Here is a 16,328-nt window from a genome sequence, read left to right on the forward strand (position 1 = left end):
TCAGGATAATATGACAGGTTAATGACAGGCTAATATTAATGCTGTTAAGATCTCATAAATCAGCGCTATCGGATGTATGCAGTCTACTACTCCTGATCCAGTACAGGTTCTTTAGGGCTTTTTTTCTTATGCCCGAAGCCAGCGCCTTTTTTGGTTTTCAGTTCAAGCCCTAGTTCATCAATCAAGGTTCGGTAATCAATATTCGCCTGATGCATGGCGGCAAAGCAAGTCGCAATCACCGCGATGGTATTCGGAACTTTGCCCTTCTTTTTATAAGACTGAATATTTTTTTCATTTACTTTAATCAGTTGGCTGAACTTTGGCACACTGATTTCCGCATCGAGTAGTAATTTTTTAAATTCAATGAATGTCATAACAGGCTCTGTCGGTTTAATGTGCATGGGGCGCTATATTATATCGCAGCGATTTTAATTGTTGTCATAAAAGATTTATTTCAATACAATAACCATAATTTATTACCAATGGTAATAAATTTTAGAGTTTCTATCATGTTTAGGATGGAGACTGTTAGAGCGGTTTGTCTTTGAGCGTATGGCGAACCCCGTTATTTTTTTATTATTGAGGTCAAATCATGTCTAAAGCATTAAAAAAGAAAGTTGTCAAAAAAGTTGCGGCTAAAGCGGCCAAAAAAGCCGTTGCCAAAAAGATTGTCGCTAAGAAAAAAGTGAAAGCATTATCTAAAAAAATCACTAAACAAGCACTGAAAAAAGCACCTAAAAACAAGAAAGCCGTTAACAAAGTCGCTAAAAAAGTAATCAAAAAAGCAGCTTGATTTAATACAACAGCCATTTCTTCTTTGTTGGGCAAAGCTTGTCAAAATATATTTTTTGCCCGTTAGTCTAAAAAATGCTGCTGTAGTCAATGGCTGGAAGGGTGAAACAATGCGAAAAGCAAGTTTTACCTTTCCAGCAACAAAGATATCTTCGATTGTCATCAATTTTTTATTTAATCCCGGTAACATTACTTGAACGGTTGCATTCTGATATAAACTACCATTCAGAATCTTTATGTCGCAAAAGCCCGTTTTGATGCTGGCATTGTTTTTAATTGAAGTAAGGATACGTTCCAATCATGAGTAATATTCCGTTGCATCTTGAATTACCGGCTAATTTGTCGGCTAAAAAATTCTTTTCTCGCCTAGGCAAAAACCTGAATGTTCAGATCATTGAACAATGTTACAGTCTTAAAACCTTTTACGACAGTTTCGACTGGCGGCTTTTTAATGCCAAAATGATCGCCGAATTCAATCAGTCCAAAAGTAGCCGTCTGTTCAGTCTTATTCATCTAAAAAAAGGGCATTGTCTGGCTTCCGAGAAAATGGACGAAGTTCCGCGTTTTGCGGGTCAGTTTCCGGAAGGTGAAGTCAAAAACCTGATTACTAAGCCGCTGGAAATGCGCGCTTTGCTACCGTTATGTCAGCTTCCACATCAGTTGTATTGGATTAGGGGCTGTTGCCATTTCACATAGGTAACCATAAAAAGGCGCAAGCCAGAGCGATAGAGCCTTCAAAATTTCGTTTGAGTTTGTCATATCGCGTGGCGATCGCTCTGAAATGCTTAAGTCTTGCAAACACATTTTCAACGAGATGGCGATATTTGTAGAGACACCAATCCATTTCATCATTTCCCCGAGTTGAATTCTTTTTCTTGGGATAACAGGAACAGCCCCTTTGTCTTTAATTTGAAGACGTAATGCTTCACTGTCATAGCCTCTGTCAGCAACTATATAGTCACCTTTTGGGAGCTCTGCAACTAATTTCGGTGCTTCTTTACAGTCATGAACTTCGCCGCCTGTCACTGAGAAATGAATAGGAAGACCACAGGCATCAACGGCCATATGAATTTTACTGGTGTTCCCGGCGACAGATTTCCCTATCGCTGTTTCTTGTTCACAGGCCGCACCACTACTATGCTGATGTGCTTTCACAATACTCCCATCAATAAATTCCCATTCCAGGTCTGGATCAACAACCAAGGCGTTAAAAATACCCATCAGTTTTTCTTTACGAGACCAGTCATTGAATCGTTTATATACCGCATTCCAATTACCAAAAGCCGTGGGTAAATCTCTCCAGGGACAACCTACTCGCAAGCGATAAAAAATACCTTCGACTGTTTTTCGAAGACAAGGTTTGTCATAAATTCCCATTTTCAACATAATTATCTTCAGTTTCTCCCAAAGTTCATCCGTAAGCATTTGTCGGGGCATAGTTTGCTTGTTTTTGAGTCAAAATAAACAATCTATGTGGCGGAGTTATTGAATTTCAAGGGGGATTTTCAAAACGGCAACAGCCCCTAGTATTCTCAATAAAGACGAAAAAACTGTTTTACGTCTGAAACTAGAAGAATTTGAAACCTTGCCGCATAAACTGACCCTCTATCCTTTAAAAGGCTATGATAAAGCCGCTCGAAAGGTAGCGACATTGCTTGAGCAGGCTTTCAAATTGAAACCGGTGGAGAATTCTGCAATCTTTTATGCCGCGTTAGCGCAACAGGGACGAATCCCCGGCGACTATCAGTCTGGTTTAAATATAAAGCTAAACCCCAAACAATCTGTTGAAGAGGCCTGCCAGCTTATCTTTAAACATTTGCTGAAAAGTCTGAAAGCGAATGAAGCCGGAACCATAGAGGATATCGACAGTGAATTTTTGCATGATTTTCGGGTGGCTGTCAGGCGCACACGTGCAGCATTCAGCGTGTTTAAAAAAGTATTGCCTGAGTCCATTGTCCAACAATATGCACCTTTTTTTGCCTGGCTTGGGCAGGTTACAGGGCCTACGCGTGATCTGGATGTGTATTTGCTCAATTACCAACACTATAAACAGGTTTTGCCACCAACACTGCATGATGAACTGACGCCGTTTTATCATTTCTTGAAAAGAAAACAAAAGCAGGCGCAGCAAAAAATGGCCGAACAACTGCAAAGCGACCGCTATAAACAGCAAATCGTCGCCTGGGAAGAATTTTTGAACTCGGCCAAACTGTTTAAAACGAAAGACTCGGGTGATATTAAAACCCTGGCCGACCAGCGCATTTGGAAAATGTACAAGCGTTTGCTGAAAGAAGGGAGTCTCATCGATGATGAGTCTCCGGCAGAATCTTTGCATGATTTACGCAAAACCAGTAAAAAACTGCGTTATTTAATGGAATTTTTTCAGACCTTGTATCCGGAAGACAAAATCAAGCCCTGCATCAGAGCCTTAAAAGATTTCCAGTCAGTTTTAGGGGACTTTCAGGATTATGAAGTACAGGAAGTCAGCATTAAGCAATTTAGCGATGAAATGCTGGCTGAGGGCGCCGATAGTAACACTATTTTGGCGATGGGCGTTTTGATTCAATATCTCGATACCTTGAAGGTCGCAGCACGGCGCGATTTTGCCCACCAGTTTGAACGTTTCAAGGGCGCACAAAACCATAAGCATTTTCAAAAACTATTTGCTGGCAAAGGATCAGGAGATAAAGCATGACGGTTATTGCATGTTACAACATTAAAGGCGGGGTCGGTAAAACAGCAACCGTTGTCAACCTGGCCTATATTGCCGCAAAAAAGCCGATAAAAACCTTGATCTGGGATTTGGACCCACAAGGCGCAAGCAGTTTTTATTTTCGAATAAAACCTAAAATAAAAGGCGGCAGCAAAGCCGTGATTGCTGGGGAGCGCGACCTGGATGATTTAATCAAGGCCACCGATTTTGAAAATCTGGATTTGATTCCGGCGGATTTTTCATTTCGTAATCTGGATTTGGTGCTGGATGAGGCGAAAAAACCCACTGCGCGACTGAAAAAATTATTAAAGCCCTTGCAACAAGAATATCCGTTGATTTTTTTAGATTGTCCGCCAAATATTTCGCTCTTGTCGGAAGCCGTTTTTTCAGCCTCGGATGTATTACTATCGCCCATTATTCCAACCACGCTGTCATTACGTACGCTGGATTTGCTAAAGAAACATCTAAAGGACAATAAGCTCAAACAGCTTCAATTATTGCCTTTTTTCTCGATGGCTGATCGACGCAAAACCATGCATCGAGATATTATGGCAACGTTGCAGGAAAAACACCCGGATATTTGCCAAAGCATTATCCCTTATGCCAGTGAAGTCGAACGCATGGGCTTAGAGCATAACCCTGTCGGTGAGTTTATGCCTCGCAGCCGATCCTATGCGGCGTATGAAGCCTTGTGGGATGAAGTGCAAGAGGCGATAGGGTTGAAGCCTTAAAAAACATGGTCTTATGATAACAGGCCGCAGGATGGGGGCGCCGATTGCCGTTCGCCATCCTGCTAAACCCTGATGATTCCCTCATATCAGCCAATATAACGCTGGCGTTTTTTCGCGGTAATTTTATCTAGCTCAACGAGTACCAGGCTGTCGATACAATCATTGAAATCCGGGTCGATATTGAAATCGATAAAACGACAGCCCTGATCTTCGCATAACTCGACATATTGTTTGTACAAGGTGGGTACCTTGACACCGAGTTTTTTTAGCTCCCGATTCAAGACCTTAAAACTGGTTTTATAGTCATGACAAAACTCAGCTTCAGCAAATTGCCGGGATGTGTCTGATGGCACAAATGGCTGTCGTGCCTGGGCTAATTTTTGCTCGCTGCCGAATTGATGCTGATAAAAGCTGACAATGGCTTCTTTGGCCGGTTCAGGATAAGCATTGCTGAGACTGACCGGGCCGAAAAGATATTTTATATCGGGTTTGTCGCGTAAATAGGCACCAATGCCATACCATAAATAATCCAGACTGCGCTGACCCCAATACCGCGGCTGCACAAAACTGCGACCGAGTTCGATGCTGTAAGGCAACAAGGCCCGGAACGATGCGGAAAAATCAAACAGGGTATAGCTGTAAAAACCACTGACGCCATGTTGTTCCATGATCTGCCGGCCTTCGCCGATACGGTATGCCCCGACAATTTCCAGATCGGTATCATCCCATAACACCAGATGCTGGTAATACACATCGTAGGCATCCATATCCTGCGCTTGTCCCGTACCTTCTTCCACACAGCGAAAAGTCAGTTCCCGCAAGCGAGCGATTTCCTGCATCACCGGACAATCATCTTTATACTGATACAGGAAGATTTTTTTGTTATCGCGAGTTTCGCCCAGCAGACGAGATTGATACAAGGCTTTTTTAATCGCTTTGGTATTGGCCGGATGGGCGACAGTTTCGATGGTTTCAAACAGCGGTTTGGCTTTTTTCTTGCCCAGGTTGATGACGTGTTTACGAAATTTCTGACACAGTTCCTTATCGGCCAGCGGGCTTTTTGCGAATGCCTGATACGGAATGGGTGCGCCGACTTTAAAGACGATTTCTTGCGCGTTTTTGTTGAACATTTCATGCGTCAGAAGTAGGGTTCCCATCGGCTTGTAAAGCATGGACGTTAGATAAAACACAGCCGAATTGCTGGCTTTGATATGGATCGGCAAAATGGGGCACTGCGTTTTTCGTGCAACCTTCAGAAAGCCTTTTTGCCACTTGCCATCACGCACCCCTTTAGGTGTGATGCGGGAGACTTCGCCCGCTGGAAAAAAAATCAATGCTTCTTCATTTTCCAGCGCTTCCATCATCCGCTGATACGCTTTTTTGTGAGATTTTTTGGAGGATAATACATCGACCGGCAGAAAAACCGACTGCAACGGCTCCATATGCATTAACACACGGTTGACCACAATTCGTACATCCGGCCGCACCGAGTGAATCAATTTGACCAGCGCCAGGCCGTCCAGCGTACCGATTGGATGATTAGCGACAATCAACAGCCGACCTTCGGCGGGAATATGGCGATAGGATTCGGCGCTGACCTGATAGCTGAATTGAAAATGACGCAGTAAGTTATCCAAAAAAGCAAAGCCTTTAAGATGTTGATGCTTTTGAATAAATCGATTGAAATCATCTTCATGTAGAAGTTTTTTTAACAGCTTGTGAACGGCCTTGTTGTGTTTGCCAATCTTTAGTTCAGGATAGGTGTCTTGCAATATTTTTTGGGTATCAATCATGGTTTTATTCAATAAAGGTGTTTGTTTAGAGTAACCGCTCAATATGTCAGGCGTATGTCGGGATTAAAACTAGCGATGTTGCCAGTTCCGAATGGTTTCGGTGAGCCAGGTTGGGTCATCCAGTGGTAAGTCGTGGCCAGCTGCCGGGTGTTGACGATAATCGGTGTGCCAGTGATGCTGCAACGCCAGGCTGCAACGATAGTCCACCAAGCGGTCGGCTCGGCTGCAGACGACCAGAATGGGGGGCGCGGGTTTTTGTTTGCCGATTTTGAAACGGGCCGCTGCATGCAGTTGATTCAAGGCATTGGCACGCGAAACTGGACATTGATGTTGCCATTGTCGCCACTGCCGCAATATATCAGGCGCGTTTTGTTTTAAATTAGCCGTGAGTTTCAGAATGCTGTGTTCGCGCGCATCTGGTTTTTGCAGCAATAGTTTGAATATGGCCGGATAGACTTGCCAACGCAAGCGTTGATAAAACGGTGCTAATGGACGTGCGCTGGTATTGATCAGCACGGCTGATTGGATTTCTTTCGGATAACGCTGCATCCAGTCAATTGCAATCATGCCGCCCATCGAAATAGCGATTAAATGAATATTTGCAGGATAGCTGACTTGCTTGCGCAGTGCATCGGTCATCGCTGCAATGCTGCGCGGGCTGGATTGCTTAAACAGCCGTCCATTGCCTGGAATATCGGGGGTCAACACCGGCATATCGGGGAAAGTCCTGCGTAATTCATCAGTAAAATCGCCCCAATGGCGTGATTCTCTTATCAGCCCTCGAATCAGAACAAAACAGCCTTGCGTCTTATTTTTCATACCACAGCGCCATCGCTTGTTGATACATGGATTCACGTTCCCCTTGTTCTAGCCAATGCTGCCAGGATGCGGTGGCATGGATTAAAAAATCCATCAGCACCAGATGACCGCGTAAAACCCGGTTGACCCGATGAGGTTTGGTGGGATGGTATAAGCCCTGTATTTTGCAAAGTTGCAGTGGGTTTTTGCGAATCCATCGCCAGGATCCCATTTCCAACGTCAGTGGCAAAAAAATCCCGCTGCTATTTAAAGACTGCAAATAAAGGTAATCCCATAAATCGCCATGAGTCAGATAATGTTGAGACTGAGGTTCAAAGCGATAATTCTGGTATGGATAGGTTTGCTGAAACAGTTGGCGCAAATAAAAGATTTCACCTAAATGCCGAATCGGTTGCAGGCGGCTTTTTGCCCAAGGAAACCAGATATGATTATGAAAACCAAACCCCGAGTGACAATCTAATACAACACTGAACGGATTAGGAATTAATTCCTGTAAGACAAAGTCGCTCAAAGCCTGCGCTTCTTTTTGCATTGGCTGATTTTCTTCACCTCGATACCAGGGGAGCAGCGGTGACAGGCGATGGCCACCGGCTAGACAGACCGTTTTTTCATCACTGTCAATCGGCGCATTGCGCATTAAATCAATGCCTTGGCTATTCGAACGGGTATGTCGCAACATACCGACAGGGTTGACTAGTGGAATAAAATGAATATTCAATAATTGCAACACATCGGTCAGCGGTCTGTCCCATTTCAAACGTTCCAGAATGGTTTCCAGAAAGGCCAATACCACTTGCGTGCCGATACGCTCTAAGCCATGAATGCCACCCACAAAGGTAATACTTGGTAATGTCTTGTCTGGATTGCCGAGGCTTATTGCGTAAACAGGCCACGATGCATTTTCATCATCGATGCTGCATAAAATCCGAGAAGATAATTGAGGATGGGATGATTGTTGTATTAGCGTTTGCAGACGGTGTAATTCTGGTAAGGCGTTAGAATGCAACACAATATCTATATCAACCTAAAATAATAATGCTGACTTACGTTACCAAGGCAAGATGACAAGCGTGTGACAGAAAACTAAAACGGTGTAGGATTCTTAATGGCAAGCCTGTGTTAAATCAGTGTATAGTGAGCCAGCAATTTTAAAAAGACATCTATTACAAAACAAATGGAGAGAATAATGGCATTGAGTCAGGAAATCATTGATGAAATAAATTTGTTGGCTTTGTTTAACCTGGAGTCCATCCAGGAAGGCATCAAGGTACATACCCAGACGAATCCACAAGCGGCGGCGGCTGCCGAACGCTTGTTTAAAAAAGGCATTGTGACCCAGCAGGATGGAGGTTATTTGACCGACTTAGGTATTGAATCTGCAGAACATTTACAACGCTTGTTGTTGGTTCTTCAATAGTGCCAGGCATTGGGTGAGATAATCATGCAATAAATCACAGATTCTCTTGCGTTGACGAACATTCGCAAGGAACTTAGCATGGTACCGACATGAAACGACATTTTTTATTTGATTTGTATCAAACGCCGCGGGGGAAATTGCTCCAGACCATGGAGGGACAATATTTACAGCGGGCGATCACGGTCAGTTGCAAACAATGGATTTTGCAGGTAGGGGGGCTGGATTGGGAACAGGAATTTATCGATTGTGATTTATACCGACAATTTGTGATTCTAGACCGCGAGCATAAAGGCTGTTCATCGGCGTTGTTAATACAAGGACGCGCCTACGCCTTACCCATGCAAACGGCATCGATGGATTTGATTATTTTGCCCCATTTATTAGAATTTGATGCCCATCGTTTTTATACGCTGCGAGAAATTGAACGCGTATTAAAACCGGGTGGCGAGCTGGTGGTGCTGAATTTTAACCCGTTGAGTTTGTCGGTGCGCTATCAATATTTACTGGACATCAGGCTAGCTGACTCCTGGTTGAGTCATTTTATTAGTCGTCGGCGCATGCTGGATTGGCTTAAATTGATGAATTTTGAGATGCTCAATCATGTCGAGTTCAATGTCGATACTTTTACGGTGACGCCGGGTGAGTTTAAATGGGGGATTAAACCGTTGACCGCTATGGCTTATGGCTTAAAAGCGGTCAAACGGACCTATAAATTGATTCCGGTGGGTAAAATCAAAAAGGCCAATGCACGTTTTGTTCCAGCGGCAAGACAAGGCATGGAGCAACGAAAAGATTTATCATGACAGACCAAGACATTGTGACGATTTACACTGATGGTGCCTGTAAGGGCAATCCTGGCCCTGGTGGATGGGGAGTCTATTTTTCCTATAAAAACAAACAGAAAAGTTTGCACGGCGGTGAAGCGGAAACCACCAATAACCGCATGGAACTGATGGCGGCGATTCAGGCATTAGAAACGCTGAAACGGCCTTGTCGGGTAAAGCTTTACACCGATTCCAAATATGTCTTGCAAGGCATTACCGAATGGATGGAAAACTGGAAAAAACGCGGCTGGAAAACGGCAGCTAAAAAACCGGTTAAAAATGAAGATTTATGGCGTAGGCTTGACCAAGCCTTACAACGGCACCAGGTGGAATGGCAATGGGTGCGTGGCCATACCGGCGACGCCGGCAATGAAAAAGCCGATCAATTAGCCAATAAAGGTGTTGAGGAATTTTTGACTCGTTGATCAGGCTGCGTTGGGTTACGCTACGCTAACCCAACCTACGCATTGGTTCAGGTGAAAAAATAATAACACAAAGAGGAGAACAACTATGCTGAGTTCAATCGTTGCGGCGGCTTTTGCCGTCTGGTATTACTTTACCGCCCAAAAAACCGGCCGGGATCCTGTCAACTGGGCAATTGTCGGGTTGGTGATTTATTTTATCGTTGCCTTGTCCTGGACCTGGTTTGTGACGCCAAGTCTGAAAGACGCTGCAATACACAGCCAAAGCAAGTTGTTAATGTATATTACTCGTTATGGTTTTATTGTCGTCGCATCGGTTTGTGCCGTGTTCTACAATCTCAAATTTGCCGGTAAAAAATAGGACTAAACCGTGATGGAATGGTCGGTGTATATGATTTTATGCAGCGATGGCACGCTTTACACCGGCATAAGTAACAATGTGGCCCGGCGTTTCAAACAACACCAAAACGGCCAGGGGGCAAAATATTTTCGTGGCAGAAAGCCTGAGAAAATTGTTTATCAAGAATCCGGCCTGGATCGGGCGGCGGCGCTTAAACGTGAAAGTGCGATAAAAAAACTGGATCGCAGAGGGAAATGGCGTTTATTGAAACAAGCAGAGGAAAGTCATTTTCTTGCAGGCAAAAAAGAGCCGGCATAACGCCGGCTCCCAAGACCTTGGAGAAGTCTTTATCGGTCAGGCTTTAGAAGGCCCATTGTGCACGCAGTGTGACGATGTCCTGATCAGGCACCCGGCCACCCGCTGCGGTAGTGACAGGTGAACCTTTCACATCGAAAGCGACACGATAGTCAGCCATTAAACGAACATTCTCGTTCAAGTACCAGTTAACCGCCATGGTAACGCCTTTTTGATGGCCGCCGGTTTCACCTCCTTTTCCATTTATTATCGGTGCTGTCCAACCGTTTGAGCTTAGGTCAATCTGGTCATAGCGTGCCGCCAGCTCAATCGCACCTATGCCGCCATTTTTAAAGCTGAACGGTTGTGATGGTTTTAGGCGTTTGAATTTACCATCTTTACCTTTATAGCTACGAGATTCGCCGGTCAATGTCCAAGCTGTTTGTACATAAAAACCATCAAATTCTAATGTAGGGTTTTGAGCGGTACGGTCTACCCAGCCACGCATGTATTCAGCTTGAACGGAGAACGGGCCCTGCATATAACCGGCTTCTGCACCGGCTACGGTAAAGCTTTTTGCATCGGTAATCTTGCCGGTGTCGGTTAAAAACAGATTGGTCATATGCGCCGTTTCGTTTTTGAATTGCGCATAGTTGTTATTTGATTTATACAAACCACCACTTTGAGCAACTTCACGATAACCGACAGAAGCGCCTAAATGAACAACCTGGGTTTTGGTGTTAATCGGTGCAAAACTGGCACGTGCACCGACCCCCCAGCCTTCTTCACCTGCATTTTTAGCATTATGGCCGACAGCATCACCGTAAACACCGGCTTGGACATGCCAATTTTTGCCATAGGCTTTAGTGTTAATACCAATAGCACGGTCAAAAGCCGATTCACTCATCGCCGTCAGCAAGGAGCGTTCGGTGAACATGATGTCGTTTGAACTTTCTTGCAGTTCTTCACTGACAGGTTGTTTTTGGTTACCGACAATAACCTGAAAACCTTTTATGCCTTTATAACCTATATATAAGTCTTTAACACCCACTTTGTTTTCGGCAAAATCAAATTGTGATTTGTAGAAAAAGTCTTTCCACATGGTGCCTTTCAAGTGGATACGCGCGCGACGAATTTCAGTGCCGGAATCGGCTTTTTTGGTTAGGTTGTCATTGCTATGAAAGGTAGCATCGGCATGTAAACGTCCACCGATTTTCAGTTTGAAATTTTTATCAGCCGTTTGAAATTGCAAACCTTTTTTACCTAGCTTGACTTTAACATCGCTGATGTCGCTTTTGCTTAAAGAAGATTTCTTCAATAAAGCGTTATATTGTTTATGATTGATTGCTCCATTTTGTAACAACATATCTAATAATTCTTTATCAGCCGCTTGTGCACTGACACTACCTAAGGCAGTGGTGATGCCCAGCGCCAACAGTGTTGTTTTCTTGTTCATTCAATGTACCCTTAGTGGTTAAAAAGTCACAGTTGTTGTAAAACTGCGCACAGGATACAAAGCAAATGTTACAGGAATGTGACAATCAAATGACTTTTACATGACATGATCTTTTTGAGGAGGCGTTATGAACAGTTATCTATTTTATCTGTTGCATAGGTGTTGTGTTAAAGCTTTGTCGGGGCAGAAAAGGTAACAGGTTAGGTATCACATTGATAAGAAAGATGAGTAATGTCATCAAATAGGGTGCAGATTGGATCAATAACACAACAATCCACAAATGACCACTCAAATTGTCATAGCTGGCCTGTTGAGACAGTAAAAAGGCGGCTGCCCAAAGCGACAGCAGGAGCAAGATTTCTTGCCGGATGGTCATCAAACCGGCAAAAAAAGGGCGTTCCTGTTCGCATTTGGGGGTTCTTAAAAAGGGCCTGCCGGAAGTGAATAAACCTTGCCAGAGGGCGATGGCGACGGTGTGGGTTAGCGCCAGGCCAGCCAGGGTCGCGCCCAGGGTATGAAAAAAACCACAACGTACTCTTTGGCTGTAAAGCCAGAAACTGCGGAGTATTTTAAATCCGAACAGTCCCAGTATCGGTAATATAAAAGCGATGACCGGCAGCTCCCGATGTTCGGGATCGAGCAAGACCAAGCCGGTTAAAATCAGACTGGCCAGGGTAAATAACAAAGCCAGAGCATCGGAAAACCAGGGTAACCAGCCGGCGATAAAATGATAGCGTTGTGCGGCTGTCAGCTCGGTTTTACCCGGCTTGAACAGGCTGCGGGCATGGCGCTTTAAAATCTGCATGGCGCCGTAAACCCAGCGATGACGTTGGCCGATATAACCGGAAAAGGTATCGGGCGTCAGCCCCTTGCCGAAGGTATCCGGTGCATAAACGGAATCGTAACCGGCTTTATAGAGCCTCAGCCCCAGTTCACTGTCTTCGCAAATACACCATTCCCCCCATTGGCCAACTGCTTCAAGTGCCGATTTGCGGATCATGGTCATGGTGCCGTGTTGAATAATGGCATTATGCTCATTGCGTTGTACCATGCCGATATGGAAAAAACCGGCATACTCCCACTGACAACAGGTTTTGAACAGGCTCTGCTGCCAGTCATGGTAGTTTTGTGGCGACTGGACGAAGCCGACGCTGGGATTGTCAAAATGCGGGATCATTTTTTTCAGCCAGTCGCGAGAGACTTGGTAATCGCTGTCGATAACGGCAATGATCTCGGCATCCTCACAGGTTTGCGTTAAGGCATAGTTTAAGGCTCCGGCTTTGTAGCCCGGCCAGTTTTCCAGATGGAAAAAACGAAAATGTGGCCCGAGCCTTTGGCAATGTCGTTCCACCGGGCGCCAGACGGCGGCATCGGTGGTGTTGTTGTCGATAACCAGCACTTCAAGATTGGGATAATCCAATTGATCTAATGCAGTCAGTGTTTGTACGACCATTTCCGGAGGCTCATTATGAATCGGTACATGCAGGGATACTTTGGGATAACGATAATTATCAGGCGGGGTAACCGGACGAAACTGGCGGGTATTGTTTCGGCTCCAGAGCACCTCCACCAACTCCAGGCTTTCCACCAGCAGAACCAGAATCGCCAGGGCTTGCATCAATAATAAGAGTCCCCAAAGTGTGGCACTGAACAGCGTTTGGTATTGATGGACACCCAATGCGGCAGTCCATGCCAGCATCGAGGCAGCCAGGTTGACTATCAGGCCGAAAAACAGAATGCCTGATAATTTAAGGCGTTGATGATTGGCGAGAAATAACAATGTGATTAGCAGACCGAGGCTGACAGCGGCAAATGCCCAGAATGGCCATTGCGGCAGATTTTCCACTTCCCCCTGCATGGCAAATTTGGGTTGGCGTTCGGCATCCCCCTGTGTCAGACTAGTTGTCGCCTCTATTAAAACAGAGGAATAAAACGATGTCCCAACGTTATAGTAAAGCATTTAAAGAACAAGCCATATCAAAAGTATTGCAACGTGGTGATAAAACGATACAGTGTATCGCTGATGAATTGAATGTAAACTTGTTTACCCTTAAAAACTGGCTAAAGAAACCTCGTACAACGCCTATGACAGACACCCCGATGAATAAACGCCCAGCTGACTGGTCAATGGCAGAGCGTTTTGCTTTATTAATGGAAAGCGTCGCTTTAGAAGGTGAGGCGTTAAATGCCTTTTGCCGTCAACACGGTATATTTCCGCATCATCTTGATGTTTGGAAAGACGAGTTTATCAAGAAAACCGACAAAGCAGAACAATCAGGAAAATCCCGATCAGACAAGTCTTTACGGGATGAGATAAAACAACTGGAAAAAGAATTAAATCGCAAGGAAAAGGCCTTGGCAGAAGCCGCCGCCTTATTGGTGCTCCAAAAAGTGCCGAGCGTTCTGGGAGGAAAAGGCGTGATGATTTCTCTTGCAGAACGCGAACAATGGTTGGAATATTTTGATGAAGCCGTCGGCCTGGGCGCAAGAAAATCAAAAGCCGCCGAGATCATCGGCATCAGCTTACGCACTTTGCAGCGTTGGCAAAAAACTGAAACGCTATCCGTCGATGGCCGGACACAGCGTCAGTTTACCCCGAGCCATAAGCTCAGTGACGAGGAACGAGCCGAGATACTTGCTATCGCTAATTCGGACGAATTTAAAGACTGTACGCCGCATCAAATCGTGCCGATATTGGCCGAGCGTGGTCAATATATTGCTTCAGAATCCAGTTTTTATCGAGTTTTAAGGGAGGCCAATCAATTATCACACCGGCATACCAGTCGGACACCTAGCTCGCGCAGCAAGCCGAAAGCCTTGACCGCAACATCGCCCAATCAGATTTACACTTGGGATATCACCTATCTGGCAACGCAAGTCAAAGGACAGTTCTTTTTATCTGTACCTGTTTATGGATATCTTTAGCCGTAAAATTGTCGGCTGGCAGGTCTACCAGGAAGAAAGCAGTCAGTATGCGGCCGATGTCATCACCGATATCTGCCAACGTGAATGCATTCAACGCGAGCAGGTGGTTTTGCATTCTGACAACGGTAGCCCAATGAAAGGCGCAACCATGCTGGCAACCTTGCAAAAACTGGGGGTAGCGACTTCACTCAGTCGGCCAGCGGTGAGTAATGACAATCCTTATTCCGAATCCCTATTCAGGACGCTTAAATATACGCCTAAATATCCTTCACAGCCCTTTGAGACAATAGCGGCTGCCAGGGAATGGGTCGCAGGCTTTGTGGACTGGTACAATCACCAGCATCGGCATAGTGGTATTCAATTTGTCACACCGGCCCAACGCCATGAGGCTAAAGATCAGGCGATATTAATCCAGCGTAAAGCGGTCTATGAGGCCGCTAAAGCTCAAAACCCCAAACGATGGAGTCAACATACCCGAAACTGGGATTGGCAATCTGACGTCTGCCTAAATCCTGATAAACCGAATGATTCGCGCTCAGTCAACAAGCCCAATATCATTCATTAATTTTCAACTTTTGGCGACAGTTACTTTGACATTTACCGGCATTGAACAAGCCCCAATAAGCACCCGCCGAGCCTTCTTCAGTCATTTTCCAGGGTTGATCAAAAGCTTCGATGGTGTAATAAGTAATATTTTCGGCATGGGCGCGGTTAAAAAAGGCGCGTAAAAAACGGGCCTGGTTGACTAATGAAGCCTGCGCCTGTTTGATCGGTTTGCCATTAGATGGCCAGCCGACTTCGGTAATCACCACCGGTTTGTCCGGGAAAGTGCGTTGCAGTTGATAATAACGCTGAAAAACATAATCCAGCGCATTATCGACCGAGATGCCTTCCCAATAAGGCAGAATATGGGCAGCGATGAAATCGACTTCCTCCGCCAGTTCGGGATATTTCAACCAGGTATCCCAGGTTTCCGAGGTGCTGACTGGTCGCCAGGTATGTTGTTTGACTTGGCGGATAAAGCCAATCAGTTCTTCTAGCGAAACATCTTTACGCAACAAGGCCTCATTACCGACCAGGGTTCTAACGATGTTATTGTGGTTTTGCCGGCTCAAGGAGATCAGTCGATCGACTTCCTGCTGGTTGGCTTCCGCATCTTTGCCAATCCAGGCGCCCAGGCTGACATTCAAATCATAGCGTTTCGCCAGTTCAGGTATCACTTCAAAGCCGTTACTGACGCTGTAAGTTCTGACGGCATGGACTTTGTTTTGCAGCAAGGCCAGGTCTTGTTCAATCTCCTGGCTCGAAGGAAAGCTATTTTTCGAAGGATCATGTTCAAGGCGCATTGGATTGAATGATAGGCCGGTAATGACGCCATTCCAGGGTTGGGCGGAATGTGGCTTATTCAACCAGCTCCAGAACGCAAAATTGCTCAGCATCAACAAAGCTAGAATGCTTGAAAAAAGAATGCTGTTTCTCATCGTCGTTTACTCCATCTATGATGGCAAGCGACTATACCCGGTCAAGCTTAAAAAAAGATGAAATGAAGAGTAAGTCGGGTTAGGCGTTAGCTACAAAAGGCTCTGACCCCTTTTACGCTTTTACGTAGCTTAAACCTCGATGAAGCAGCTTAGGTTTGTTGCATTGAATGATGAGCCGGAAGCCTGAAGGCATGAAGGCATGTATGAGGCCTAGAGAGAAAAAATACCGCAGGTCATCTACAATAGGCGCCATGAATTAAGTCCATACCCGTTTACTTGAGGGGTGGCTTAGTATTGACACTTTTTAGGCAACAGGACCAA

The 16,328-nt window shown here is 45.1% G+C and carries 18 protein-coding genes; 10 read left to right on the plus strand and 8 right to left on the minus strand.

Annotation, left to right across the window (positions count from 1 at the left end):
• Positions 1-86: 86 nt before the first annotated feature.
• Positions 87-374: a hypothetical protein gene (locus JEU20_RS13145; protein WP_198246596.1), complete on the minus strand. Its 288-nt coding sequence runs from the start codon at positions 372-374 to the stop codon at positions 87-89.
• Positions 375-592: 218 nt separating this feature from the next.
• On the opposite strand from JEU20_RS13145, the gene JEU20_RS13150 reads away from it, so the two are divergent.
• Both JEU20_RS13150 and JEU20_RS13155 read left to right on the plus strand, forming a co-directional pair.
• Positions 593-793, plus strand: a complete 201-nt coding sequence (locus JEU20_RS13150) for a hypothetical protein (RefSeq protein ID WP_198246597.1) — start codon at positions 593-595, stop codon at positions 791-793.
• Positions 794-1,092: 299 nt separating this feature from the next.
• Entirely contained in the window at positions 1,093-1,488 is a 396-nt protein-coding gene (locus JEU20_RS13155) for a hypothetical protein (protein ID WP_198246598.1), read from the plus strand.
• Here JEU20_RS13155 and JEU20_RS13160 read toward each other — a convergent pair.
• Positions 1,481-2,229, minus strand: a protein-coding gene (locus tag JEU20_RS13160; RefSeq protein ID WP_198243554.1) for an IS5 family transposase whose coding sequence is annotated in 2 segments (ribosomal slippage) — positions 1,481-1,662 and positions 1,662-2,229 — 750 coding nt in all. Because the reading frame shifts where the segments join, the coding sequence is not laid out codon by codon here. The two genes, JEU20_RS13155 and JEU20_RS13160, sit on opposite strands and share 8 nt — an antisense overlap.
• Positions 2,230-2,377: 148 nt before the next feature.
• Between JEU20_RS13160 and JEU20_RS13165 the strand changes: the two genes are divergently transcribed.
• Together JEU20_RS13165 and JEU20_RS13170 are read left to right on the plus strand one after the other, a co-directional pair.
• A complete protein-coding gene (locus tag JEU20_RS13165) occupies positions 2,378-3,487 on the plus strand; it encodes a CHAD domain-containing protein (RefSeq protein ID WP_198246599.1) in 1,110 nt (369 codons plus the stop codon).
• Complete coding sequence (locus JEU20_RS13170; protein ID WP_198246600.1) at positions 3,484-4,236, plus strand: ParA family protein; 753 nt, start codon at positions 3,484-3,486, stop codon at positions 4,234-4,236. Before JEU20_RS13165 ends, JEU20_RS13170 begins: the two co-directional genes overlap by 4 nt.
• Before the next feature lie 86 nt (positions 4,237-4,322).
• Here the strand turns inward: JEU20_RS13170 and olsF are convergent, their stop codons facing one another.
• The 3 genes from olsF to JEU20_RS13185 all read right to left on the minus strand — a co-directional run bounded on the left by olsF (position 4,323) and on the right by JEU20_RS13185 (position 7,857).
• A complete protein-coding gene (gene olsF / locus JEU20_RS13175; protein ID WP_198246601.1) occupies positions 4,323-6,029 on the minus strand; it encodes a bifunctional ornithine lipid synthase OlsF in 1,707 nt (568 codons plus the stop codon).
• Positions 6,030-6,098: 69 nt separating this feature from the next.
• Positions 6,099-6,848, minus strand: a complete 750-nt coding sequence (locus tag JEU20_RS13180; RefSeq protein ID WP_198246602.1) for an alpha/beta fold hydrolase — start codon at positions 6,846-6,848, stop codon at positions 6,099-6,101.
• A complete protein-coding gene (locus JEU20_RS13185; protein ID WP_245395258.1) occupies positions 6,838-7,857 on the minus strand; it encodes a M14 family zinc carboxypeptidase in 1,020 nt (339 codons plus the stop codon). The genes JEU20_RS13180 and JEU20_RS13185 overlap by 11 nt, the downstream gene beginning before the upstream one ends.
• A 177-nt stretch (positions 7,858-8,034) precedes the next feature.
• On the opposite strand from JEU20_RS13185, the gene JEU20_RS13190 reads away from it, so the two are divergent.
• From JEU20_RS13190 to JEU20_RS13210, 5 genes are all read left to right on the plus strand, one after another.
• A complete protein-coding gene (locus JEU20_RS13190; RefSeq protein WP_198246730.1) occupies positions 8,035-8,265 on the plus strand; it encodes a TIGR02647 family protein in 231 nt (76 codons plus the stop codon).
• A gap of 89 nt (positions 8,266-8,354) precedes the next feature.
• The gene (locus JEU20_RS13195; protein ID WP_198246603.1) at positions 8,355-9,068 is read left to right on the plus strand and encodes a class I SAM-dependent methyltransferase; all 714 of its coding nucleotides are present in this window, start codon (positions 8,355-8,357) and stop codon (positions 9,066-9,068) included.
• The gene (rnhA, locus tag JEU20_RS13200; RefSeq protein ID WP_198246604.1) at positions 9,065-9,514 is read left to right on the plus strand and encodes a ribonuclease HI; all 450 of its coding nucleotides are present in this window, start codon (positions 9,065-9,067) and stop codon (positions 9,512-9,514) included. The genes JEU20_RS13195 and rnhA overlap by 4 nt, the downstream gene beginning before the upstream one ends.
• An 85-nt stretch (positions 9,515-9,599) precedes the next feature.
• Positions 9,600-9,872 (plus strand): hypothetical protein, encoded by a 273-nt coding sequence (locus tag JEU20_RS13205; protein ID WP_198246605.1) that lies wholly within the window; start codon positions 9,600-9,602, stop codon positions 9,870-9,872.
• 12 nt (positions 9,873-9,884) lie between these two features.
• Positions 9,885-10,169 (plus strand): GIY-YIG nuclease family protein, encoded by a 285-nt coding sequence (locus tag JEU20_RS13210; protein ID WP_198246731.1) that lies wholly within the window; start codon positions 9,885-9,887, stop codon positions 10,167-10,169.
• Positions 10,170-10,212: 43 nt separating this feature from the next.
• Here the strand turns inward: JEU20_RS13210 and JEU20_RS13215 are convergent, their stop codons facing one another.
• Positions 10,213-11,601 carry an OprO/OprP family phosphate-selective porin gene (locus JEU20_RS13215; RefSeq protein WP_198246606.1) on the minus strand — a complete coding sequence of 463 codons (1,389 nt, stop codon included), beginning with the start codon at positions 11,599-11,601 and terminating at the stop codon, positions 10,213-10,215.
• A 139-nt stretch (positions 11,602-11,740) separates the two neighbouring features.
• On the minus strand, positions 11,741-13,561 hold the full coding sequence (locus JEU20_RS13220; protein WP_198246607.1) for a glycosyltransferase family 2 protein: 1,821 nt from the start codon (positions 13,559-13,561) through the stop codon (positions 11,741-11,743).
• On the opposite strand from JEU20_RS13220, the gene JEU20_RS13225 reads away from it, so the two are divergent.
• A protein-coding gene (locus JEU20_RS13225) for an IS3 family transposase (protein WP_198246608.1) occupies positions 13,537-15,091 on the plus strand; the annotation gives its coding sequence in 2 pieces (ribosomal slippage) (positions 13,537-14,493 and positions 14,495-15,091; 1,554 coding nt in all). The genes JEU20_RS13220 and JEU20_RS13225 overlap by 25 nt on opposite strands.
• Here JEU20_RS13225 and JEU20_RS13230 read toward each other — a convergent pair.
• Positions 15,081-16,007 carry a glycoside hydrolase family 17 protein gene (locus tag JEU20_RS13230; RefSeq protein ID WP_198246609.1) on the minus strand — a complete coding sequence of 309 codons (927 nt, stop codon included), beginning with the start codon at positions 16,005-16,007 and terminating at the stop codon, positions 15,081-15,083. The genes JEU20_RS13225 and JEU20_RS13230 overlap by 11 nt on opposite strands.
• Between the last annotated feature and the right edge of the window lie 321 nt (positions 16,008-16,328).

Source organism: methane-oxidizing endosymbiont of Gigantopelta aegis (assembly GCF_016097405.1).
Taxonomy (GTDB): domain Bacteria; phylum Pseudomonadota; class Gammaproteobacteria; order Methylococcales; family Methylomonadaceae; genus Methylomarinum.